This window comes from Planomonospora alba (assembly GCF_039534085.1).
Lineage (GTDB): Bacteria > Actinomycetota > Actinomycetes > Streptosporangiales > Streptosporangiaceae > Planomonospora_B > Planomonospora_B alba.
This window is the reverse complement of sequence record NZ_BAAAUT010000034.1, coordinates 1-23,104: the sequence shown is the minus strand read 5'-3', so window position 1 is coordinate 23,104 and position 23,104 is coordinate 1. Positions and strand designations below refer to the sequence as shown.

Sequence of the window (23,104 nt, the reverse complement as noted above, 5' to 3'; positions counted from 1 at the left end):
CGGCGGACGGACAACCCGAATGCATCTGGAATACACCGCTGAACAGCGTGCCCTCCGTGACGAACTGCGCGCCTACTTCGAGCAGCTGATGACCCCCGAGATCCGCCACGCCCTGCGCGACGGGTACTCGATGCCGGAGGCCACCGACACCTACCGGGCGGTGGTGCGGCGGCTCGGCCGAGACGGCTGGCTCGGCATCGGCTGGCCCAGAGAACTGGGCGGCCAGGGCAGGAGCATGGTGGAGCAGGCCATCTTCGCCGAGGAGGCGGCCCGCTACAACGTGCCGACCCCGCTGCTGACCATCAACAGCGTGGGCCCGGCGATTGCCGCCTACGGGACCGAGGAGCAGAAGGCCACGCTGCTGCCCGGCATCCTGGCCGGTGAGATCCATTTCGCGATCGGATACTCCGAGCCCGAGGCCGGCACCGACCTGGCCTCCCTGCGCACCCGCGCGGTCAAGGACGGCGGCGACTACGTCATCAACGGCCAGAAGCTGTGGACCGGGATGATGGAGGCCGCCGACTACATTTGGCTGGCCGCGCGCACCGATCCGCAGGCGCCCCGGCACCGGGGCGTGTCGGTGTTCCTGGTGCCCCGCCACGCTGCGGGCATCGCTTCCACCCGGCTGAAGACTCTCGGGGACCACTCGGTCGCCGCAGTCTCCTTCGACGACGTCAGGGTGCCGGCCGAGGCCTGCATCGGCGCAGAGAACGGCGGCTGGCCGCTGATCACCGGTCAGCTCAACTCCGAGCGCGTGGCGCTGGTGCCCTCGGCGGGGGAGGCCGCGCTGCTGGAGCGCGCGATCGCATGGGCCGCAGAAGAAGGGCTGCTGGAGCGGCCTCACGTGCGGATGAGCTTGGCACGGATGCGAGCCAAGATCGAATTTCTGCGCCTGCTCAACGCCAAGGCCGCAGCCGCGGTCGACGCCAAGCGCCTGGCCGCCGCGGACGCCTCGGCCGCCAAGGTCTTCGGCAGTCAGCTCCACGTGGAGCTGGTGGAGGTGCTGATGGAGCTGGCGGGGCGGCGCGCCTACCTGACGCGCGAGTCCCCGGGCGCGGTCCTCGGCGGCGGACTGCCCAAGGCGTTCAAGTCCGTGCACGTCATGACCTTCATCGGTGGCGCCAACGAGATCCAGCGCGACCTCGTCGCCCAGCTGGGCCTCGGGCTGCCCCGTGCCAAGCGCTAGGAGCACTTCATGGACTTCACCTTCGATGAGGATCAGACGGCCCTGCGGGAACTGGCCGTCGAGATCTGCTCCGGGCCGCCGGAGCAGATCTGGAACAACCTCGCCCGCTCCGGTCTGATCGGCGTCGCGCTGCCGGAGGAGACGGGCGGCTCCAGTGCGTCGTTCCTCGAGTTCTGCCTGGTGGTCGAGGCCACCGCGGCGCACGCGCCGTTGATCGAGGGCGTGCTGCTCGGCGCCGCCCCGGTCGCCGCGTTCGGTACGGCGCAGCAGCGGGCGCGGCTGATCCCGCCGGTCTGCGAGGGCGCGAGCGTCCTGCCCGCGGCACTGGAAGCCGGACGGGCGCACGCCGTACGCGAAGACGGCTGGCGGCTCACCGGCGAGCACCCCTTCGTCCCGCTGGCCGACCGCGCCCGGCGGATTCTGGTGAACGCCGGAAGCGGCCTGTTCCTCCTCGACCCCGCCGCCGACGGCGTGCAGCTGCTGCGCCAGGACACCCTCACCGGTCAGCCGGAGTTCGTGCTGCGACTGCAGCGCGCCCCGGTGGCCGAAGAAGACGTGCTGCGCCCGCCGGGCCAGGGCGGCGAGGTGCTGGACTGGCTGCTGCCGCGCGTCACCGCGGCCTACTGCGTGCACCAGGCCGGTTGCGCGGCGGCGGCCCTGGAGCTGACGGCCGCCCACCTGCGCACCCGTGAGCAGTTCGGCCGCCCTCTGGCCACCTTCCAGGCCGTCAGCCAGCGCATCGCCGACGCCTACATCGATGTGGAGGGCCAGCGGCTGACCGCCTGGCAGGCGGCGTGGCGGCTGGCCGCAGGACTGGACGCGGCAGAGGAGGTGCAGATCGCCGCCTGGTGGGCCTGCGACGCCGGGCCGCGGGTCCTGCACGCCGCCCAGCACCTGCACGGCGGCCTCGGCACGGACCTGGACTACCCGCTGCACCGCTACTTCCTGGCGGGCAAGCGCAACGAGCTGATCCTCGGCGGCTCCTCCGCCCGGCTGCTGGAGCTGGGCGGCCTGCTCGCGGGGAGCCGGGCATGAGCGCCCCGCTGGCGGGCCTGCGCGTCGTGGAGATCTCCCGGACCGTCGCCGGGGCCTACGCGGGCAAGCTGTTCGCCGACTGCGGCGCCGAGGTCACCGCCTTCGCAGCGGTGGACGGCCCGCTCGGGGCCTTCCTCGCGCACGGCAAACACCCGGTGGCCGAGCTCTCGGCCGCCGAGGCGTCGATCGCCGGGGCCGATGTGCTCATCCGGGAGGCCGACGGCCACGACGAGGGCCCCGGTGCGCCGGTGACGGTGGAGATCTCCCCCTACGGGCGGGGTGGGCCGCGGCGGCCGTGGACGGACTTCACCCTGCAGGCCGAGAGCGGCTCGCTGCGGCTGCGCGGCCTGCCGGACTCCTACCCGCTGATGGCCGGCGGCCGCCCGGCCGAATGGGTGGCGGGGGCGCTGGCGGCGGGCGGCGCGCTCGCCGCCATCCTCGGCGGCGGCACGGCCCGCCTGGACGTGGCGCTGCTGGACGTGCACGCCTACGTCACGAACCTGTTCGTCGACACCCGGGCGGCGCTGCAGGGCGAGTCGCGCGACCCGATGGTGCTGCGCCACCGGCTCAGCCCGTCGGTGGAGCCCACCCTGGACGGCTGGGTGGGCTTCAACCTGGCCTCGGCGCAGAATCTCCAGGACTTCATGGTGCTGGTGGAGCGGCCGGACCTGCTGACGGATGAGGAGCTGTCCACGCACTACGGCCGCTACCGGCGGGCCAAGGAGTGGAACGAGGTGGTCCAGAGTTGGACCGCGCGCCATCCCACCGGCCACATCCTGGAGCAGGCCGCACTGCTGCGGATCCCGTCCTCGCCGGTCCACAGCGGGGCCACCGTCGTCGAGGACCCGCACATGGCCGAGCGCGGCTTCTTCGTCAGCGAGGGCACCGGCTTCACCCGGCCCGATGTGCCCTTCCTCATCGGCGGCGCGCGGCCCCGCCCGGACGGCGGCGCCCTCCCCCTGCGATCGGACGGCGGCGCAGCGCGACCGCACCCGGAGGCCGGGCCCGGGCAGCGGCCTCTGAGCGGGCTGCGGGTGCTGGATCTGGGCACCTGGTGGGCGGGCTCGTTCGCCGCCACACTGCTCGGTTCGCTCGGCGCCGACGTCCTCAAGGTCGAATCAACCCGGCGCGTGGACGGGGCCCGCCTGCTCAACGCCGATCCCCGCCAGGAGCTGTGGTGGGAACGCGGCCCCTTCTACCTGGGCGCCAACCACAACAAACGGGCCATCACCCTCGACCTCGCCGACCCCGACGGGCTCGGCCTGCTCAAACGCCTGATCACCACGGCCGACGTGCTGCTGGAGAACTTCGCCCCGCGCGTCCTGGACAACCTCGGCCTGGACTGGGAGGGCGTGCACGCCCTCAACCCCTCACTGGTCATGCTGCGGATGCCCGCCTTCGGGCTGAGCGGACCGCTGCGCGAGCGGGTCGGCTACGCCCAGACCGTCGAGCAGTACGCGGGCCTGTGCTGGGTGACCGGCTATCCGGAGGGGCCGCCCACCAACCCCAGCGGCCCCTCCGACCCGATGGGCGGCGCGAACGCCGTCTTCGCCCTGCTGGCGGCGCTGCGCCTGCGGGCGGGGACCGGGCAGGGACTGCTGGTGGAGGCACCATTGGTGGAGGCCGCGCTCACCATGGCCGCCGAGCAGATCGTGACGGCCGCCGCCACCGGCCGGGTGATCGGCCGCGACGGCAATCACAGCCCCGGCATCGCCCCCCAGGGCGCCTACCCCTGCGCGGGCACCGAGAGCTGGGTGGCGATCTCGGTGGTGACCGACGCGCACTGGAGCGCCCTGCGCGACCTCGCCAAGGTGGCGCGCTGGACGGAAGATCCCGCCCTCGGCTCCCGCGCGGGCCGCCAAGCCCAGCAGGACCTGCTCGACCGGGAACTGGCCGAATGGACCGCCGAGCAGGACGCCGCCGACCTCGTCACCGCGCTTTTGGACCGCGGGATCCCCGCCGCCCGGCTCACCGACCCCCGCTTCGCCCACGAACACCCGCAGCTGGCCGGCCACGGGCTGTTCGAGGAGATCGACCACCCCGTGGTCGGCCGCATCCACCTGCCCGTGGTGCCCTACCGGTACTCCGGCGTCGAGCGCTGGTCCCGGCTCGCCCCGCCCACGCTCGGCCAGCACACCCACGAGGTCCTGACCGGGGAACTCGGCCTCACCCCCGAACAGATCGACGAGCTGACCGCCCGCGGCGTCATCGGCACCCGCCCCGCCACTTTGTGAGGATCCCCATGAACCCCACCCCCGCCACCCGCCTGGCCCAGGGCTTCAGCTGGACCGAATGCCCCCGCTGGCACGAGGGCCGTTTCCACTTCTCCGACATGTACAACCACCGGCTCGTCACCCTCACCGAGGACGGGAAGGCCGAGACGATCCTGGACCTCGGCGGCCGGGAGGCCCTGGACGGGGCCGAGGTCGTCCCGGTGGGCACCGGCTACCTGCCGGACGGGCGCCTCCTGGTTAACTCGATGTTCGAGAAGGTCGTGCTCATCGTCTCCGGCGATGACGTCAACGTCTACGCCGACCTGCGCGAACTGGCGGCCGGCCCGATCAACGACATGGTGGTCGACGCCTCCGGCCGCGCCTATGTCACCCAGCTCGGCTTCAACCTGTGGGCGGGTGAGCAGCCTGCGCCCTCCCCCATCATCATCATCGAGCCTGCAGGCGCCGCCCGCCTGGCCAAGGGCACCGAGCACCTGATGGGGGCCAACGGCATCGCGCTCACCGCCGACGGCGCCACGCTGGTCACCGCCGAGGCCTTCGCCAACCGGCTGGCCGCCTTCGAGGTGGACGCGAACGGCGAGCTGTCCGGCGGCCGGATCTTCGCCGACCTCGGCGACATGCCCGACGGCCTGTGCCTGGACCAGGAGGGCGCTGCCTGGGCGGCGATGCCGATCACCAGCCGGGTGCTCAGGGTCGCCGACGGCGGCGAGGTGCTCGCCGAGGTGACGGTGCCACAGGCGGAGGCGGGCTCCAGCACGGCCTGCGCGCTGGGCGGCCCGGACCGCCGCACCCTCTACCTGGCCTGCGGCGTGGAGGTCTTCGACTTCGAGAAGTCGCGGCAGGACGGACAGGGGTCCATCTGGACGGCCCGCGTCGAGGTCCCCGGCGGCGGCGCCCGCCCCTGACACGACACATCGCCGGGGACCGCTCCCCGCCACGCCCCAGTCGTGCCCCACTTCCCGCACCCCGTTTCCGTGAGGAGACCACCTTGCTCGACTTCACCGACCGCGTCGTCATCGTGACCGGCGCGGGACGCGGCATCGGCCGCGCCTACGCCAAACTGCTCGCCGCCCGCGGCGCGCACGTCGTCGTCAACGACCTCGGCGGCGACGCCGACGGCCACGGGCCCTCCTCGGAGGCCGCCGACACCGTCGTGGCCGAGATCAAGGTCGCCGGCGGTACGGCGGTGGCCAGCGCGGACTCCGTCACCGACGGGGCCGAGGCCATCGTCACCCTGGCGGTGGAGACCTTCGGCCGTCTGGACGCCGTCATCAACAATGCCGGGGTCTACCGGCTGGGCGATTTCCGCGAGCTGGACCTTAAGGTCTACCGGGACTTCCTGGACGTGCACTACCTCGGCAGCCTGCAGCTGTGCCGTGCGGCCTGGCCGCACCTGGCCGACTCGGGCAGCGGCCGCATCGTCAACACCGTCTCCGCCGCGATGACCGGGCAGCCCGGCATGGTCCACTACGGCTCGGCCAAGGGCGCCGTCTACGGACTGACCCGCAATCTGGCCGTCGAGGGCGAGGCGCAGGGCATCCGGGTCAACGCCATCGCGCCCGGCGCGGGCACCCGCCTCATGGACATCGCCGGTCCCGCGCTGCCGCCCGGCACCGTGGAGTTCATGCACGAGCACATGCCGCCCGAGCTGGTCGCCCCGGTCGGCGCCTACCTGGTCCACCAGGACTGCGCGATCACCGGTGAGGTGCTCAACGCGGCCGGCGGCTACGTCTCGCGCCTGGTCGTTGTCAACACCCCCGGCATCCACGAGCCGGAGCTCACCCCCGAGACGGTCGCCGAGCGGCTGGCCGAGATCACCGACCTGACGGGAGCCAAGCCGTGAAAGCCACCTACCCCTTCGGGCCGGTCCCGCCCGCGGAAGGCATGGAGATCATCCGGGCTCTGCACGCCGATCGGCCGATGACCAAGGTGAGCTTCGCATACGGCGGGGACGCCTGGGTCGTCCACGGCTACGAGGCCTGCCGGCAGCTGCTGGAGGACCGCCGGTTCGTGCGCAAGCCGTTCCGCGACGGGCGGGTGGTGCCGTATGCGATCGAGTTCCCCGAGTTCCTCACCAAGACCCTGCAGTTCATGGACCCGCCCGACCACACCCGGTTGCGCAGGCTGGTGGCCAAGGCGTTCACCATGCGCCGGGTGGAGGCGCTGCGGCCCTCCACCGAGGCGCTGGCCGAGCGCCTGATCGAGAAGATGACCACCGGCCGTGCCACTGCCAACCTGGTGGAGGCCTACGCGCTGCCGCTGCCCATCCAGGTCATCGGGGACCTGCTGGGCGTGCCCGACGACGGGCGGGCGAACTTCGTCAAGTGGAGCCACGCGCTGCTGTCCACCTCGGGCATGGCCGAGGAGACCGTGGCCGAGCACGCCGCCTCCCTGTTCATGTACCTGCTGGAACTGATCACCGCCAAGCGGGCGGCCCCGGCCGACGACCTGCTCAGCGCTCTGGCCGCGGCACAGGAAGCCGACGACCGGCTCGAAGACGGCGAGATCGTCGAGATCGCGATGTTGCTCGTCCTCGGCGGCTTCGACAACACCGCCAACTTCATCGAGCAGGGGGTGCTGTCACTGCTGCTCAACCCGGAGCACCGGGCCTACCTCGCCGAGGACGTCGATGGGCGGATCGGACCGGCGGTGGAGGAGATCCTCCGGCACGCGGGGATGGAGATGGGCAAAGAAGTCGAGGGACGGGTCGGGCTCGTGCCGTTCGCCGCCGCCGAGGACCTCGAGCTGGCCGGAGCAGTGATCAGGAAAGGCGAGGCCGTCATGGTCGACCTGGGCTCGGCCAACCACGACGACCGGGCCTTCGATGAGGCGGGCCGCTTCGACCTGGCGCGCACGCACAACCCGCACCTGACCTTCAGCCACGGGCTGCACCGCTGCCTGGGCGCCTCACTGGCCACGATGGAGCTGCAGGTGGGCATCGGGACACTGCTGAAACGGCTGCCGGAGCTCGCGCTCGCCGGTGACCCGGTCTATCTGGAGGGCGTGCTCACCGGCGGCATGACCGACCTTCCCGTCGCCTGGTGACGCCACATGAAGATCACGACTTTGGCGGAGTTCGAGACGGCCTACCGGGAAGGGCTGGACATCCCGCTGCCCGGCAGGTCGTGGCGGACGGTCACCGAGGAGTGGCTGCAGCGTTTCGGCGACGGGGCCGGGGACTACAACCCGCTCTTCCGTGACCCCCGGTATGCGGAAAAATCGCGCTACGGCGCGCTGGTGGCCTCGCCCGCCTTCCTGTTCTCAATCGAGTTCGGGGCCAACGCCGCCATCTGGGGGCACATCCCGCAGGAGAACATCGCCACCAAGGACCTGACCCTGCTCTACCTCGGCTCCCGCATCGAGTGGCACCGGCCCGTCTGGCTGGGCGACCGGGTCCGGGGCATCGAGACGCCGGAGGCGATCCGCCGTACCTCCACGCGGCAGGTCGGCGAGGCGTGCGTGTGCACCGGGCGCACCGACTACTGGAACGCGCGCGGTGAGCTGATCGCCACCATGCGCACCGACATGCTCCGCTTCGCCAATCCGGGCCGCGCAGTGGAGGCCGCCCGCGAGCCGGGAGTGCGCATCGCGCCCGACCCGCTGGTGTGGGAGCGCGAGCGGCGCGGCGGCGAGCCGCTCCACTGGGAGGAGGCCCGCGCCGGAGAGCCCATCCCGGAGCTGCCCCGGGGCACCTACACCACCACCGAGCTCTACCTGTTCGCCCACGCGGCGCTGAGCACCCGCCGCTCCCGCTATGTCGACGAGGGAACGATCGACATGGGCGCCGGCGGCCGGGCCGACCCCGACTACGCCCGCAACAACCGCGCCCAGGCCGCCAGCTTCGACTACGGGCCGCAGCGGATCTGCTGGCTCATCCAGGCCGTCACCGACTGGATGGGCGATCACGGCACCCTCCTGCGCATGCAGGCCCGGCTGCGCCGGCCCAACCTCGTCGGCGACACCAACACCGTGCGCGGCACGGTCACCCGCGTCCACCGTCAGGACGACGACCTGCTGGCCGACGTGGAGGTCCGCAACATCAACCAGGCCGGGGCCGTCACCGCGACCGGGCTGGCCACGGTACGGCTGCCCGCCCGCGGCGCGCCGCTCGGCCCGCCCTTTCCCGAAGCGGCGGGAGAGCGCCGCCCCGGACTCTACGGCTGAGGAGTTTTGCGTATGAAGCTTCATCCAGGTGCACGGCTGCGCAGCGCCGTGTCCGAAGCCGAGGTCATCGTCGTCCGGGCACCGGACGACGAGGTGGACCTGCGGTGCGGGGGAGTGCCCGTGATCGGCCACGACCAGAGCGCGGCCCAGGGGCCGGGCGACGACGGCCACGAACTGCTCATCGGCAAGCGCTACAGCGACGCCTCCGGAACGCTGGAGGTGCTGGTGACCAAGGCCGGGAGCGGGCAGCTGACGCTCGACGGCGAACCCCTCACGATCAAGCCCGCCAAGGCCCTGCCCTCCTCGGACTGAGAACGCCATGAACATCGTCACCTTCCTGGAGATGGCCGCCTCCGCCGATCCCGGCCGAGTCGCCCTCGGCGAGCACCTCACCTACGCCGGCCTGCTGGAGGCGGCCTCCCGGCTGGCCGGGCACTGGAACCAGGCCCCGCCCGGAGTCGTCTACGCCACCGTGGCCACCCCTGCACTGCCGATCGCATTGTTCGCCGCTGCCTGGACCGGCCGCCCCTTCGCCCCGGTCAGCTACCGCCTGGCCGACGAACCGCTGCGGACCGTCCTGCGCGGGCAGGCCCCCGCCGTGGTGATCGCCGACGGCAGGCCCGCGGAGATCGCCTCGGCCGTGGACGGCCTCACGATCATGGCGCCGTCCATGGCCGGGCCCACCGCCGGCGGCGCCGAAGACTCCCCGGCGGCGGCGTCCGGCGGGCCGCCCGCCGGGGACCCCGTCCAGGACCCCGACCTGCCCTGCGTGCTGCTGCACACCAGCGGCACCACCGCCGCGCCGAAGGTGGCGGTGCTGCGCCACCGGCACCTGACCTCCTACGTGCTGGGCTCGGTGGACTTCCTGTCCGCCGGCCCCGAGGAGGCCACGCTGATCAGCGTCCCGCCGTACCACATCGCCGGGATCGCCGGCCTGCTGACCGCCCTGTACGGCGGCCGCCGCATCGTGCAGCTGCCCAACTTCGAGGCCCGCGCGTGGGTGCGGCTGGCACGCGAGCAGCGCGTCACCCACGCCATGGTGGTCCCCACCATGCTGGCGCGCATCGCCGCCGTACTGGAGGAGGACGGCGGCGGCCTGCCGTACCTCAGGCACCTGTCCTACGGCGGCGGCCGCATGCCCGTGCCGGTCATCGAGCGCGCCCTGCGGCTCCTGCCGCACGTGGACTTCGCAGGCGCCTACGGCCTCACCGAGACCTCCTCCTCCATCGCTGTGCTCGGCCCCGAAGACCACCGTCTGGCGCTCGCCTCCGGCGACGCGGCGGTCCGGCGCAGGCTGGGCTCGGTGGGCAGGTCGCTGCCCGCCGTCGAGCTGGTCGTGCGCGATCCCGACGGCAAGGACCTCCCGCCGGGCGAGGCGGGGGAGTTGTGGGTGCGCGGGCCGCAGGTGTCGGGGGAGTACGCCCACGGTGCACTCATCGACGCCGAGGGCTGGTTCCGCACCCGCGACGGCGGCTGGATCGACCAGGAGGGCTACGTGTTCGTCGAGGGCCGGCTCGACGACGTCATCGTGCGCGGCGGGGAGAACCTCTCACCCGGCGAGATCGAGGACGTCCTCCTCCAGCACCCGGCCGTGGCGGAGACCGCCGTCATCGGGATGCCGGACGAGCAGTGGGGAGAGGTGGTAGCCGCCGTGGTCGTCACCCGCCCCGGCACCGCTCCCACTGCGGACGAGCTGCGCGGCTGGGTGGGGGACAGGCTGCGTTCCAGCAGGGTGCCCGCGAAGGTCGTCTTTCGTGACTCCCTGCCGCGCAATGACGTGGGCAAGCTGTTACGTAGGGATCTCCGGCAGGCCATCTTATAAATCTACAACGTAAAGGCACTCCCGCTTTTCTCAATACCTCAAGGCCGTGAAAAACAAACAACGACCCGAAAAGCACCAGCTACGCGCGCTGGAAGAGCACACGACCGCCGATAATGGTCGTGCGCACCCGGCCCGCGTCCGGTTCCTGGAGAACCTCCTGGAGCGGGCCTTCCAGGAGAAGCAGGTCCGCGGCCATGCCGGTGTGCACGGTCATCGGCCCTGATCGGGGCAGATCACCGGCCGTCAGATAGCCGTGCAGCGTTACCTGAGTACTGACGCGTTCCCCGGGCGCGAGAGTCCGGTCGCGGGCGGCAGCCATCACCTGCCAGGGGTCGGCGGGACCGTAGGGGGCGTCGCTGGAGGGCGCCACCATCACCCCGGCCCGCAGCAGACTGCCGTAGCGGTAGAGCTCGGCACCGGGCGCCTCGCGCAGCATGTCCGATCCGCGATCGGCCAGGAGAGCGGGCTGGGTGACCACGCGCAGCCCGTGTGCGGCGATGCGGGTGAGGGCCCACGGAGGCACGACGGCGGCGTGTTCGAGCCGGTCGCCGTTCAGCGAGCCTGCCTCGTCGAAGGCGGCCAGCGCCAGCAGTAGCGCCTCTGTGGTGAGGCAGTGCAGGGCGACGGGGCGTCCTGCGGCGTGCCGGTGGGCGATTTCGCTGACGAGTGGTTGTATGCCGGGGAGTGCGTGGTCGTGGATGACGATTTTCCACGGCGTGCGTCCTGCGGGGTCGCCCAGGAGGCGCACGTGCTGTGGAATGGGCGGGATCGCCGTCAGGCCGGGAGTGGCGTCGGTGACGGAGGTGACGCCCCAGCGGGCTAGAGTCTCGGCGACGGGTCGCAGGTCGGGTGGTTCGGAGATGTTTCGCACCAGGTGATCAGCTCGCCAGAGCCGGCCGGTGGGGGAGCCGTCGGTGGCTCTTTCGATGCCCGGGTCGTCGTTCTGGTCCAGGCCAAGGCGGCGGATGGCGGCGGTGTTGAGCATCCACAGTGAGCCGCCGCGGTGCTGTAGCCGTACCGGGTGGTGGGGGTGCAGCCGGTCAAGCGCTTGCGCGTCCAGCGACAATGCGCAGCCGACTCCCCGGATCCATCCTGCGGCGTCGGGGGTCGCCCGGGCCAGGGCCCGGTGCAGGTCCTGTTCGGTTCGTACGGCGGGCGGCCCGCACGGTACGGATTGCAGAGCCGCCGCCCAGGCCAGCAGGTGGACGTGGTGATCGGTCAGGCCGGGCAGCAGCGCACCCCCCTTGCCGTCGATCACGTCCTCGCGGGGCCGGGGCCGCAGGGACCCGATCGTGGTGATGTGTCCGGCCTCCAGCCGTACGTCGGCGCGTCGCCCGCGGACTTCGACATCGCGCAGCAGCATGGTCATGCGGTTGCCAGCTCGGCCAGGACGGCTGCGGTGTCCCGGCCCGGCTGCGGAGCGGGGACGGAGGGGATCGTCCGCGCCTGTGGGGCGGGGGCGAACGAGACAGGCCGGGCGGGAGCGTACCCGGACACCGTGCTCGCCGCGACCGCGGCCATGGCCACATCCAGCACCTCGCCGCCGCGGGCCAGGCTCTCGGCCACGCGGCAGGCGGCGTACAGGCCGGTGAGCGGGTCGGCGAGCGCGTCGCCGCAGAACAGCGGTCCGCACCCATCGGGATCCTGGGCGACCAGCCCGGCCGCGGCCGCCACGTCGTCGCCGAAACCCACCCGGTCCTCCCGGCGACCGTATGCCGTGATGGACAGCCAGACGGTGCCGGCCGCCGCGGCCGCGTGCGCGTCCAGGCCCCAGCGGGCCAGAGCCCGGGGACGGGAGGACTCGATGACCACATCGGCCCGTTCGAGGAGTGACTGCAGAGCTGCGGCCTGATGGCGGGGGTCGAGGATGACGGAGCGGTGGCCGGAGTGCAGCAGGTCGAAGAAGCGAGGGTCGCCGAAGCGTGCGCCGTCCGGCCGGTCGGGCGTCTCCACCTTGATCACTTGGGCTCCGGCCAGGCCCAGCAGGTGCGCGCAGAGCGGTCCGGCCCACAGGGCGCTGAAGTCCACGACGAGCGCACCGCGCAGGTCCGGGACCGCCGCCGGAGCGCATGGGGGAGCCGGATGCGGCCACTCTCCGACCAGTGACACGGCGAGCCCCAGCAGCCGGGCCCGCTGCCTGATCTCGGCTCCGCTCCGGGTACGGCACCACTCGGCCAGCTTCCGCCGGCTCATCGGCGCGCCGATGAGCGCGGTGAGCAGGTCCGGATCGTCGGGGCGAGCGCAGGAGAGCGCTGCCCAGCCGTCGGCGGTCTCCAGCAGGCGGCATGACCCGCCGACCGAGATCGTTCCCGCGCGGGTGCGTCCGGTCAGCGCCGCCCGCTCGGTCAGCAGGGCGGCTCCGTTGACGCCCAGGGCCGCTCCCCATTGCGCGGCGGCTTCTGCCGTGTGGTGTCCGGGGTCGAGGGGCGGGCCGTCCGGGTGGCCGGTGAGTGCGGCCAGCCCTGAGGAGACCCAGGCTGAGGTCATGGCCACAGCTCGTCGATCAGCCCCCAGGAGAGGGCCTCCCGGGCGGTGAGGACCGCTCCGGTGAGCGCGAGCCAGGCCGTGCGCCACCGGCCGATGCGGCGGGTCAGGCTGACGGTGCCGCCGGCGCCGGGGATGAGTCCCATACTGAGCTCGGGCAGGTGGATGCGGACGTCCGGCCGGGCCAGGACCCGCCCGGCGTAGGCGGGGAGCTCGATGCCCGCGCCGATGCAGTTTCCCTGGAGGCGGGCCGTGGTCCGGTCGGCCAGGCGGTGGAGTGCCAGAGCGGCGGATCGTGCCGTTCGCAGCAGGTGGGCCGCGGCCGGGTCGGCGGTGCCGAACTCGTCCAGATCACCGCCGGCGCAGAAGTCCGGTCCGTGGCCGGTGAGTTCCACGCGGAGTGCCCGGTCACCGGCGGCGACGGCCAGGGCGTCGCACAGGGCTTCGCGCATGGCGGCGTTGAAGGCGTTGCGCCGGGCCGGTCGGGACAGGCTGATGCGGAGGGTGCCCGCCTCGATGCTGGCTTTGACGGGGTCGGTGGTCTCCTGCGGGCGGCGGGTGTTTCGGCGGGCGAGCCAGCTGGAGAACTCCGTCCCGGCGAGCAGTGTGGAGTAGACCGCCGACTCGGCCACCAGCGCTTCGGGGACGGGCAGGTGTTCCTGCAGGTGCAGGAGCTGGTGCAGGCTGAGCGCCGCGACCGGTGCGGTGTGGATGGTCCGGGTCAGTGTCTCCAGGGCGGCGTGGACGTCGTTCACCGCGACGACCTGGGGGTGTCTGGACGGTTGTGGGCACACCGCCACGGTGCATGCCCGTGCCAGGCGAAGCGCCCGTGGGGATGCGTCCGTCGGTAGGACACCGATGATCACTTGTGGGCGCGTTACCAGGTGGGGGGCCAGCGTCTCGGGGTCGGCCTCTCCTGCGGCTGTTTCGAGGTCGACCACCAGCAGCGGGTAGGTGGGGAGGCCGTCGACCGTGAGCGGCTGGGGCGCCTGGAGCAGGTCGAGCAGTTCGCGGACCGTCAGCATCGCCGGTCCTGTGACCGCCTGGCGTTCTGGCGACGACGCGGTCGGAAGGCACGGCCGGTGTCGGGTGGGTCCGGTGTCCCGACCTCAGAAGATGTCGTTTTTACATTATTTCCATACGACACGGGTCTACCTTATCGTCGGAGTTCCGGAAGCGGCAGGGGTGATTTGCCGATGAAATAGGCCGTACCGAGGCGAGCGGGGAAGAAGTTCTAGGGCCCAAGCGGATCCGCGTTCCACGACGTGGACGTCGCCCGGAGGGGAGTCCAGATCCGCCCACTCACTGTCCACGATCGCGAGGACCTGCTCAGCGCGACTGCGGTCAGCGGGGATACGGCAAGGCGGGACGCGAGATGTCGTCGGAGCCGATGACGGTCAGGTCGTCCGGTGCGGCCAGGCCCAGCCTATGCATTCCAATCAATAGGACGGCCGGGGTATGAGCGCCGATTGAACGAAAACACGGTCACCGACAGTGACGGGGCGCTCTGGGGGCGCAGACCAAGTACGGGAGAAAGGGATAGTGAGGTGTCGAGGCGCTGCTCAGAGGGTTCTTTTGCCGGATGATATGACCCTCCGCTTTGGTTTGATTGCGGTTTGGTGAGCAAGGTGTCCGTTGGAGTTGATCGTCGCTACGGTTTCGGCGTCTTGGATGCCGGGATCGAGGCGAGGACGGCCTGCAGTGACATGGATCGAGCGGACCGCCTACCCGCAGTTCAAGCGGCTGACATCGGCGCGGGTGCTGCATGTGTTCTTCACGCCATCGCCGGAAGAGGTGGCTTGGGCCGAACAGCGCACCGGCAGCCCGGAGTCGCGCTTCGCGCTGGTGCTGGCGTTGAAGTGCTTTCAGAAGATGGCGCGTTTCCCGTCCCCGGACGAGATTCCCGACGTGGTGATCGACCACGTCCGGCGCTGCCTGGACTTGGCCGACGACGTCTGGCCAGACCATGGGTCCTCCCCGAGCGCGAAGGCGCATCGCAGGCTGGTGCGCGAGCGTCAGGGCGTGAAGTACGACGCGGGCCGGGCCCGGGCGATCGCCGCGGCGGCGATCCGCAAAGCGGCGCAGGCCAAGAACAACCCGGCGGACCTGATCAACGTGGCGATCGAGGAGTTGCTCCGGCTCCGGCTGGAACTGCTCGGATACACGACGCTGGAGGACCTGGCCACCAGCATTCGCGCCGAGGTGAACGCCACCATCTTCGCCACGATCCTGCAGCGGATGGCCGAGGCCGGCCGGGCCCGGATGGAAGGTCTGCTCGTCGTCGGGCCGGACGGCAAATCGACGTTCAACCGGCTCAAGAAGCCCGCCCAGCGGGCCACCTGGTCGCGATTTCGCGAGCAGGTGAGATGGCTGGATCAGGTGGACGCGCTCGGTGACACCGACGCGTGGCTGGACGGCATCGCTCCATCGAAGATCGCCGACTTCGCCGGTGAGGCCGACGCCCAGGACGCCGACACCTTGTCGCGCTACGACCCGGTCAAGCAGGTGGCGTTGCTGGCCTGCCTGACACACACTGCCCGGATGCGGGCCCGGGATGACCTGGCCGAGATGCTGTGCAAGCGGATGGCCGCCCACGTCAAACGGGCCAAGGCGGAGCTGGAGGAGATCCGCGCCCGGCAGCGCGCGATCAGCGAGCGGCTGATCGGCACCTACCGTCAGGTGCTGGAACGTCTGGATCCCGGCAGCGAGACCTCGGCCGCCGGACACGAGGCGGTGGCGCGGGCCATGGAGGCGGTGACCTCGTGCGGGGCGGGCGCCGGGCAGGTCCAGGCGCTGGGTGAGATGCTGTCGGCTCTCGTGGTGCAGACTCACAGCGTGCAGGCGGTGCGAGCGGCGGTGGAGCAGGCCGGCGGGTTCGCCGCGCAGCTGGCCGACATCGAGGAGGTCGCCGCCTTCCACGGTGACGCGCACGAGCTGCTGGTGTACCGGTTCTTCAAGAAGGACCGGCCAGCGCTGTTCGAGCTGACCAGCAAGCTGCGGCTGAAGGCCACCTCCAGCGACGATTCGGTGCTGGCCGCGCTGGCGCACGCCCGCGAGCACTCACCCAAGCGGCGCGACTTCATCCCGCTGCCGCCGTCGGTGGAGGATGAGCCGGAGTCGGGCATCGCGTTCGCTTCGGGCAATTGGCGGCGCGCGGTGACCGACCGGCGCCGTCCCGGCATGGTGGCGCGGCGGCATTTTGAGGCGATGGTGTTCTGCTACCTGGCCGAGGAACTGCGCACCGGGGACGTGGCCGTGCTCGGCTCAGGCGAGTACGCCAACTGGGGCGCGCACCTGCTGCCCTGGGAGGAGTGCCAGCCGAAGCTGGCCGCCTTCTGCGAGAAGGTCGGGCTGCCCGATACGCCTGCCGGTTTCGTCGCCCATCTCAAGGACGCCCACCTGAGCGCTGCCGCGCACCTGGACGCCGGCTACCTCGACAACGCCGACCTGATCATCGACGAGGCCGGCGTGCCCACCCTCAAACGCCGCCGCGGCAAGGGCAGCGACGCCGAGGCCGAACGGCTGGCGGCCGAGATCGAGCGGCGCATGCCCGAACGCTCCCTGCTGTCGATCGTCGCGCGCACCGCCCACTGGCTGAGCTGGTATCGCCACTTCGGCCCGACCTCCGGCTCCGACCCCAAGATCAAGGACAAGCTGGGACGGTACTCGCTGGCGGTGTTCACCGGCGGCATCAACATCGGCCCGTACGAGGCGGCCAAGCACATCGCCGGCGTCACCGCCCGAGAGCTGTCCATGGTGCGCAACCGGCACATCACCCTGAAGAAGCTGAACGCCGCGATCGCCGATGTGGTCAACGCCTTCGCCGAGCTGGACGTGGTCAAGGCCTGGGGGGACGGCAGCACGGTGGCCGCCGACGGCACGCAGGTGGACACCTACATCGACAACCTGCTCGCCGAGACCAGCATCCGCTACGGAGGATTCGGCGGCATCGCCTACCACTACATCTCCGACACCTACGTGGCGCTGTTCTCCCGGTTCATCCCGTGCGGAGTGTGGGAGGCGGTGCACCTGATCGAAGGGTTGCTGGCGAATGCCTCCGACATCCAGCCCTCCACCGTGCACGCCGACACCCAGGGCCAGAACTTCCCGGTCTTCGCCCTGGCCACGTTGTTCGGGTTCGACCTGATGCCGCGTATCCGCGACTTCAAGGACCTGATCTTCTTCCGCGCCTCCGTGGAGATCGCCTACCCGCACATCGACCAGCTGTTCGGCGAGAGCGGCCGCAATGTCATCGACTGGAAACTCTTCGAAAGGCACTGGGTCGACCTGATGCAGGTGGCCATCTCCATCAGCGAGGGCCGCCTGTCCTCGGCCACGCTGATGCGGCGGCTGCGCTCCAGCTCCCGCAAGAACCGCATCTACAAGGCCTTCCGTGAGGTCGGCCGCAGCGTACGCACCGTCGCCCTACTGCGCTATCTGGCCGACCCGGCGCTACGGGCGCGCGTCACCGCGGCGACCAACAAGGTCGAGTCCTACAACGGATTCTCCAAGTGGCTCGGCTTCGGCGGCGTGCTGGCCGACAACGACCCCGAAGAGCAAGAGAAACTGATCAAGTTCAACACCTTGCTGGCCAACCTGGTCGTCTTCCACAACGCCCTCGACATCTCCGACATCGTGCGGCAGATGATCACCGAGCGCTGGCAGATCACCGCCGACCAGCTCGGCCAGATCGCCCCCTACCTGCGCGCCCACATCAGCCGGTTCGGCGCGTACGCCACCGACGAGCTACGTGACCGGCCGGATCCGTTCGATCCGCTGCTGAAGGAGGTCGACTTCGCTGACGTCGAGCTGGCCGCTTGATCGCCCGCGCGGGTTGGTGTCATGAGCATGCGCAAGCGAACGATGGCCCGCGCGGCGCGCGGGCCATCGTGGTGGCGCGGGATCCGGCCGGGACTCGGCCGGGGCGGGCCGGAGTGGAGGTCAGCTCGGGCCGAACCAGGTGGAGAGTGCTTCTCGCAGCGCGGTCGCGGCTGTTGCGGCGGGTTCGTCGATGGGGACCGCCCAGGCGATGTGCGCGTCCGGGCGGATCAGCAGGGCGTCGGCCGGCCGGTCGGCGGTCCTGGCGGTGTGGACGTCGACGCGGTCCTTCCAGTCGTGGGCGGCCTCGCGCAGGCCGGGGCGGTCGGCGAGGTCGAGCAGGACGGGCCTGGCGGGGTGCATGAGCCGGGCGACGCCGGTCATGCCCTCGTCGGTGTGCAGGGTGAGGTCGGGGGCGAAGACGCCGGTCAATGGGTGGTCGTTCGTGCCGGGCGTGGGGTAGCGCAGGTCGCTGCCGGCGACCAGGGCTCCCATGCGGCGCAGCGGTTGTTCGTCGGTGAGCAGTTCGGTGAACATCTCGCGCAGGGCTTCGGCGGCCGCGTCGTGGCCGCGGCGCAGGGCGACCTGGGCACGGGTGTGCAGCATGGTGCGGGCGGCGGCCAGGCGGCGTTCGGTGTGGTAGGTGTCCAGCAGGCCGCGCGGGGCCCGGCCGTGCAGGTCAGCGGCCAGTTTCCAGGCGAGGTTGACCGCGTCCAGCATGCCCGCGTTGAGTGCCACGCCGGTGGCGGGGAACAGGTGGACCGCGTCCCCGGCCAGCAGGATGCGGCCTTTGCGGTAGTGGTCGGCCTGGCGGGCCTTGAAGGTGAAGCGGGACAGCCGGGTCGTGGCGGCGATCGGCAGGTGCGCGCCGAGCACGCGGTGCACGCTGTCCTGGAGTTCGGTGACGGTCATGGGGACGTCGTCGTCGTACTCGGTGGTCTCGTCCTCGATGGTGTAGAGGGAGACGCTGGTGGCGCCGGGTGCGGAGCCGAGGCCGAACAGGCCGTGGTCGGTGCGGGTGAATCCGGCGCGGACCACACCGAAGCCGGGCACGTCCAGGTCGCCGTTGCCGAGCACGGTCACCGCGGCGGGCAGGGTGACCTGGGCCAGCCGGTTGACCTCCGGGTAGACGGTGCCCGGAAAGCCGATGCCGGCCCAGTCACGGACGCGGCTGCGGGCGCCGTCGCAGCCCACCAGGTAGCGGGCGCGCACCTGATACGGCCCGTCCGGGCCGCGCACGTCCACCGTCACCGCCGCGTCGTCCTGGCGGATGCCGGTCACCTCGTGCCCTCGGTGGATTTCGACGTCCAGCTCCGCGGCACGTTCTCCTCCAGCAGCCGCTCCAGCTCCTGTTGCGGCAGCGGCAGGGCGTGCATCGGCGGATCGGGGAGCCGGGTGAAGTCCAGGTGCACGCCGCCGAACGGGAACCGGGGCGCCGGTGGCGGTCCCGGGCAGGCGGCCTCGAAACGCTCCAGCAGGCCCCGGTAGCGCAGCAGCTCCAGGATCTGCCCGCCCAGGCCGCCGGCCTTGGGGGTGTCCCGGCGGCGCGGCTGCCGCTCCAGCACCAGCGGCCGCACCCCGGCCAGCCGCAGCTCGGCGGCGAGCATCAGGCCGGTCGGGCCGGCCCCCACAATGATCACATCGGCGTTGATCACTTATCTGCTTTCCTCGTCATTCGTCGTTGTCGTCAGCGTCGTCAGCGTGCGCATGGCGCTACTCCCCGGTCCGCCGGTCCCGGGCCCGGCCGATGATCTGCCGGGTGGCTCCGCCGTCAGGGTGGTGTCGGCCTGAATCAGGGGCAGCATGGCGGGGTGGGATGGTGACGGGTCATCGGGCGATGTGTCAGCTTCCCAGGTCGGCCACGGTCGAGGCCGGGGCGGTCAGGACGGCGTCGAACGCGTCCAGGACGGGCGTGTGCAGGTAGGCGCTCTGGATCCGGTAGCGGTCGGGGCCGGGAGTCTCACGGGGCGCCTGCCGGAGGCCGGCGATGCTGAGCCCGAGCCCGGCCTCGGCGAAGGCGGCCTCGACGCTGCCCGGCTCGGGCGGCTGCAGCGGGGTGTCGTCGATGGCGAAGCCGAAGCGGGCGTTCTCGTCGGGGCGCATGTCGGCGGTGCGTCCGGTGATGCTGGTCAGGGCGAAGGCGCGGTAGTCGTCGCCGAGGGCGTTGTGCAGGTGCTGGCCCATCGGCAACCCGGTGAGCCGGCCGTTGAAGGAGACGGGCGTCTTCTGGATATGGGCGTTGTGGGCGGCCAGCACGATGCGGGTGCCGGGGCCGGAGCGCTGCAGGTGCCACTGGACGGATCCGGCCATGTAGACGTCGCGGCCGGAGGTGTCGGCGGTCCAGCCGTTGCCGGCGTACAGACCGGCCATGGCACGGAAGCCGTAGTCGGCATGGCAGGCGGCCTCCAGGCGGCGCAGCGCGACATCATAGCTGTGCTGATCGCTCCGGGAGACGTACAGGACCTCGACGGCGCGGAAACGCAGCAGCAGCCGCATCAGCAGGGCGCTGAGCGCGTCCTGATCGGCGGCGGGCAGGCGGGTCCAGGCGGGTGCGGCCGAGGCGGCGGAGGCGCCGGCGAAGGATCCGGCGATCCGCATCGCCTGCTCGATGGCCGGCAGGGTTTCGGGGTCGATGTCGCGCAGGTAGTCGGCGACGGGGGCCAGGGCGGGCAGCAGGGATCCGCCGGCTGCCGGGATGTCGATGCCGGCGAACCGCATCGGCACCTCGGCGGTGGCGTTGTGCCGGCGCATCCAGCGCAGCGGCTCCTCAACGCCTACCGGGATGGTCGCGTCGAGCAGGGTCTTCAGGTCGTCGTCGGTGCCCTGGCCCTGGGCCCAGGCGTCCAGGGGGAAGCCCTCGCTGAAGCCGTACTCGAAGGCCATGACGGTGAAGCCGCAGCGTTCGGCCAGGAAGCGCAGGATGCGCTGCCGCAGGTGCGCGAACTCGGTGATGAAGTGGGAGTTCTCGCCGATCGCGACGACGCGCGCGTCGCCGATGAGCTCGCGCAGCGGCTCCAGGTCGTCCAGCGGCGCCTCGGGGTCGAGGTGGCGGAGCGGGACGGCGTGCTCACGCAGCCAGCCGGTGAACGGGTCGAGGTGGGACGAAGCAGGCATGTTGATGAACCGATTCTGTCGTGCTTTGGTAAGGGATGGATCAGAGGTGCGGCAGCGCGGAAGCCGCACGCTCCAGGTCGTCGACGCTGCCGGACATGATCGTCCGGACGTGCGCGGTGATGTGCTCCAGCGGCCAGTCCCACCACGCCACCGCCAGGAGCCGGGCGACGTCGGCGTCGCTGTGGCGGCGACGGATGAGCCGGGCGGGGTTGCCGCCGACGATGCCGTAGTCGGGCACGTCGTCGACCACCACGGCGCCGGAGGCGATGATCGCGCCGTGCCCGATGCGGACGCCGGGCATCACCATGGACCGGTAGCCGAACCACACGTCGTGGCCCACCACGGTGTCACCCCGTCCGGGCAAACCGCTGATGAGGTCGAAGTGCTCGGCCCAGGAGCCGCCCATGATCGGGAACGGGAACGTCGAGGGCCCGTCCATGCGGTGGTTGGCGCCGTTCATGATGAACCGCACACCCTCGCCCAGCGCGCAGAACCTCCCGATGACCAGCTTCTCCGGCCCGTAGTGGTACAGCACGTTGCGGGTCTCGAACGCGGTGGGATCATCCGGATCGTCGTAGTAGGAGAACTCCCCCACCTCGATCAGCGGCGAGGTGACCAGCGGCTTGAGCAGCACCACCCGGGGCTGGCCGGGCATCGGGTGCACCACGGTCGGATCGGCGGGAACAGCGGAGGTCACGAACTCTTTCCTCTCTGAAAGCTGGCCCCCGCAGGTGGAGTAAGGCCACCTGCGAACGCCTTGGACCAGTAACGGGACGGGGCGTCCCGTATGGATGTGCCAAGCGTGCAAGAATGTCTTCTTCATTGTCAAACAAGACGTCCCGTCCCGATATGGTGGCATCATGAACGCCCGCCGCCGCTCCCACGACCGGACAGAAACGATCATGCAGACTGCACTCGACCTGGCCCTTGAGGTCGGCTACGCCAAGCTCAGCATGGAGGCGGTCGCCGCCCGGGCCGGCGTCGGCAAGGACACCATCTACCGCCGATGGCCCTCCAAGGCCCTGCTGTTCCTCGACGCCGTCCTCAGCTCACGCACCCAAGGCCTGGAACATCCCGACACCGGTGACATCGTGGCCGACCTGCGCCAGGTGATGACCCGGGCCTGCGACCTGCTGGGCCGGCCGCCATGGGGACCGCTGTATCAGGACCTGATCGGCGAGGCGCAGCACAACCCCGAAGTCGCCGCAGCCCTCAACGAACGCTTCATCCAGCCCCAGGCCGCCGACACCCTGGCCCGGATCAAGGCTGCGCAAGAGCAAGGGCAGCTCGCCCCCGACTTCGACCTGGACCTGGCCTTCGAGCTCCTGTCGGGACCGTTGTACTTCAGGCTGCTGATCACCCATGAGCCGCTGACGCCCGCTTACGTCGATCGTGTGCTCCAGGCGGTCTTCGCTGGTATGGGCCCTCGACCACAGCCCTGACACGCCAGCGCTCATCCGGGCCGGCCGCCGCGCCACCAACACGATGTCGGCGCTGTCCGGACGGGCGAGAGTGACGAAGCCTGCGGCCGCCGCTGGCTCGTGAAAGCCCAGATGCGTGGTGAAAAATCGACGAAGGCCGCCAGGTCGTCGACGTTCAGCGACACGGCCGAGCTGATGATGTGCAGAGCGCCCTCCCAGAAACGGAAAATCCGACAGCCCGGCGAGCACCACCAGCCATCGTGATCTCTTCGGACGCCCTCCAGCCTGGCCGCAAGCCGGCACCGGTGACAACGTCGGCTCCGATAAGGTGCCTTAACCTCTCGCTTAACAACGAAAGAGCATGTGTGGAGCTGCGGGACATCGAGATCTTCTTGACCCTGGCCGAGGAACTGCACTTCGGCCGGACCGCCGAGCGTTTGCACGTGACACCCGCCCGTGTCAGTCAGGCGGTCAAGAAGCAGGAGCGCCGGATCGGCGCCGCCTTGTTCGAACGCAGCAACCGGGCCGTGGCGCTGACGCCGATCGGCAGGCAGCTTTTCGAGGACCTGCGGCCGATGTACCGTGGCCTGCACGAGAGCCTGGAGCGCGCCATGCGCGCGGCCGGCGGAAAGACCGAGGTGCTGCGCCTGGGCATGCTCTCCAGCAATGTCCAGGACTTCCGGCCGCTGCTCGACGGGTTCCACGCCCGGCATCCCGCGTGCGAGGCACAGAACCGCCTGGCCCAGCGGGAAACGGTGTCGTACGAGGACCTGGAGTTAACCCGGTTTGGTGGACACCTCACCTCTGGGGAACCCTGGTTCCCGGA

General features: G+C 71.1%; 19 protein-coding genes. 12 read left to right on the top strand and 7 right to left on the bottom strand.

Annotated features, from left to right (window positions below):
* Positions 1-19 precede the first annotated feature (19 nt).
* The 9 genes from ABD823_RS20825 (at position 20) to ABD823_RS20785 (ending at position 10,441) form a co-directional block, all read left to right on the top strand.
* Complete coding sequence (locus ABD823_RS20825) at positions 20-1,186, top strand: acyl-CoA dehydrogenase family protein (protein WP_344862099.1); 1,167 nt, start codon at positions 20-22, stop codon at positions 1,184-1,186.
* 9 nt (positions 1,187-1,195) lie between these two features.
* Positions 1,196-2,221 (top strand): acyl-CoA dehydrogenase family protein, encoded by a 1,026-nt coding sequence (locus ABD823_RS20820; protein WP_344862097.1) that lies wholly within the window; start codon positions 1,196-1,198, stop codon positions 2,219-2,221.
* On the top strand, positions 2,218-4,455 hold the full coding sequence (locus ABD823_RS20815; RefSeq protein WP_344862095.1) for a CaiB/BaiF CoA-transferase family protein: 2,238 nt from the start codon (positions 2,218-2,220) through the stop codon (positions 4,453-4,455). The genes ABD823_RS20820 and ABD823_RS20815 overlap by 4 nt, the downstream gene beginning before the upstream one ends.
* A gap of 8 nt (positions 4,456-4,463) precedes the next feature.
* Positions 4,464-5,360, top strand: coding sequence for an SMP-30/gluconolactonase/LRE family protein (locus ABD823_RS20810; protein WP_344862093.1), 897 nt, complete (start codon positions 4,464-4,466; stop codon positions 5,358-5,360).
* Positions 5,361-5,443: 83 nt separating this feature from the next.
* On the top strand, positions 5,444-6,298 hold the full coding sequence (locus tag ABD823_RS20805; protein WP_344862091.1) for an SDR family NAD(P)-dependent oxidoreductase: 855 nt from the start codon (positions 5,444-5,446) through the stop codon (positions 6,296-6,298).
* A complete protein-coding gene (locus ABD823_RS20800; RefSeq protein WP_344862089.1) occupies positions 6,295-7,500 on the top strand; it encodes a cytochrome P450 in 1,206 nt (401 codons plus the stop codon). Before ABD823_RS20805 ends, ABD823_RS20800 begins: the two co-directional genes overlap by 4 nt.
* Before the next feature lie 6 nt (positions 7,501-7,506).
* Positions 7,507-8,619 carry an FAS1-like dehydratase domain-containing protein gene (locus tag ABD823_RS20795; protein WP_344862088.1) on the top strand — a complete coding sequence of 371 codons (1,113 nt, stop codon included), beginning with the start codon at positions 7,507-7,509 and terminating at the stop codon, positions 8,617-8,619.
* Positions 8,620-8,631: 12 nt separating this feature from the next.
* The gene (locus tag ABD823_RS20790) at positions 8,632-8,931 is read left to right on the top strand and encodes a hypothetical protein (RefSeq protein WP_344862086.1); all 300 of its coding nucleotides are present in this window, start codon (positions 8,632-8,634) and stop codon (positions 8,929-8,931) included.
* A gap of 7 nt (positions 8,932-8,938) precedes the next feature.
* Positions 8,939-10,441: a class I adenylate-forming enzyme family protein gene (locus tag ABD823_RS20785; RefSeq protein WP_344862084.1), complete on the top strand. Its 1,503-nt coding sequence runs from the start codon at positions 8,939-8,941 to the stop codon at positions 10,439-10,441.
* A 79-nt stretch (positions 10,442-10,520) separates the two neighbouring features.
* Here the strand turns inward: ABD823_RS20785 and ABD823_RS20780 are convergent, their stop codons facing one another.
* The 3 genes from ABD823_RS20780 to ABD823_RS20770 are packed head-to-tail and all read right to left on the bottom strand — an operon-like array spanning position 10,521 to position 13,950.
* Complete coding sequence (locus ABD823_RS20780; RefSeq protein ID WP_344862082.1) at positions 10,521-11,810, bottom strand: amidohydrolase family protein; 1,290 nt, start codon at positions 11,808-11,810, stop codon at positions 10,521-10,523.
* The gene (locus ABD823_RS20775; protein ID WP_344862080.1) at positions 11,807-12,928 is read right to left on the bottom strand and encodes a CoA transferase; all 1,122 of its coding nucleotides are present in this window, start codon (positions 12,926-12,928) and stop codon (positions 11,807-11,809) included. Before ABD823_RS20775 ends, ABD823_RS20780 begins: the two co-directional genes overlap by 4 nt.
* Positions 12,925-13,950: an enoyl-CoA hydratase/isomerase family protein gene (locus ABD823_RS20770; RefSeq protein WP_344862078.1), complete on the bottom strand. Its 1,026-nt coding sequence runs from the start codon at positions 13,948-13,950 to the stop codon at positions 12,925-12,927. The genes ABD823_RS20775 and ABD823_RS20770 overlap by 4 nt, the downstream gene beginning before the upstream one ends.
* Before the next feature lie 676 nt (positions 13,951-14,626).
* Between ABD823_RS20770 and ABD823_RS20765 the strand changes: the two genes are divergently transcribed.
* On the top strand, positions 14,627-17,746 hold the full coding sequence (locus ABD823_RS20765; RefSeq protein ID WP_425566632.1) for a Tn3 family transposase: 3,120 nt from the start codon (positions 14,627-14,629) through the stop codon (positions 17,744-17,746).
* Between the two features lie 120 nt (positions 17,747-17,866).
* On the opposite strand, the gene ABD823_RS20760 is transcribed toward ABD823_RS20765, so the two are convergent.
* The 4 genes from ABD823_RS20760 to ABD823_RS20745 form a co-directional block, all read right to left on the bottom strand.
* A complete protein-coding gene (locus ABD823_RS20760) occupies positions 17,867-19,024 on the bottom strand; it encodes an FAD-dependent monooxygenase (RefSeq protein ID WP_344862076.1) in 1,158 nt (385 codons plus the stop codon).
* Complete coding sequence (locus ABD823_RS20755; protein ID WP_344862074.1) at positions 19,021-19,398, bottom strand: FAD-dependent monooxygenase; 378 nt, start codon at positions 19,396-19,398, stop codon at positions 19,021-19,023. The genes ABD823_RS20760 and ABD823_RS20755 overlap by 4 nt, the downstream gene beginning before the upstream one ends.
* Before the next feature lie 187 nt (positions 19,399-19,585).
* Positions 19,586-20,857, bottom strand: a complete 1,272-nt coding sequence (locus ABD823_RS20750; protein WP_344862072.1) for an erythromycin esterase family protein — start codon at positions 20,855-20,857, stop codon at positions 19,586-19,588.
* A 40-nt stretch (positions 20,858-20,897) separates the two neighbouring features.
* Positions 20,898-21,512, bottom strand: a complete 615-nt coding sequence (locus tag ABD823_RS20745; protein WP_425566636.1) for a CatB-related O-acetyltransferase — start codon at positions 21,510-21,512, stop codon at positions 20,898-20,900.
* A 205-nt stretch (positions 21,513-21,717) separates the two neighbouring features.
* Between ABD823_RS20745 and ABD823_RS20740 the strand changes: the two genes are divergently transcribed.
* Both ABD823_RS20740 and ABD823_RS20735 read left to right on the top strand, forming a co-directional pair.
* Positions 21,718-22,299, top strand: coding sequence for a TetR/AcrR family transcriptional regulator (locus ABD823_RS20740; RefSeq protein WP_344862068.1), 582 nt, complete (start codon positions 21,718-21,720; stop codon positions 22,297-22,299).
* A 344-nt stretch (positions 22,300-22,643) separates the two neighbouring features.
* Positions 22,644-23,104 (top strand): LysR family transcriptional regulator (locus tag ABD823_RS20735; RefSeq protein ID WP_344862064.1); only part of this gene is annotated, 461 nt, incomplete at its 3' end.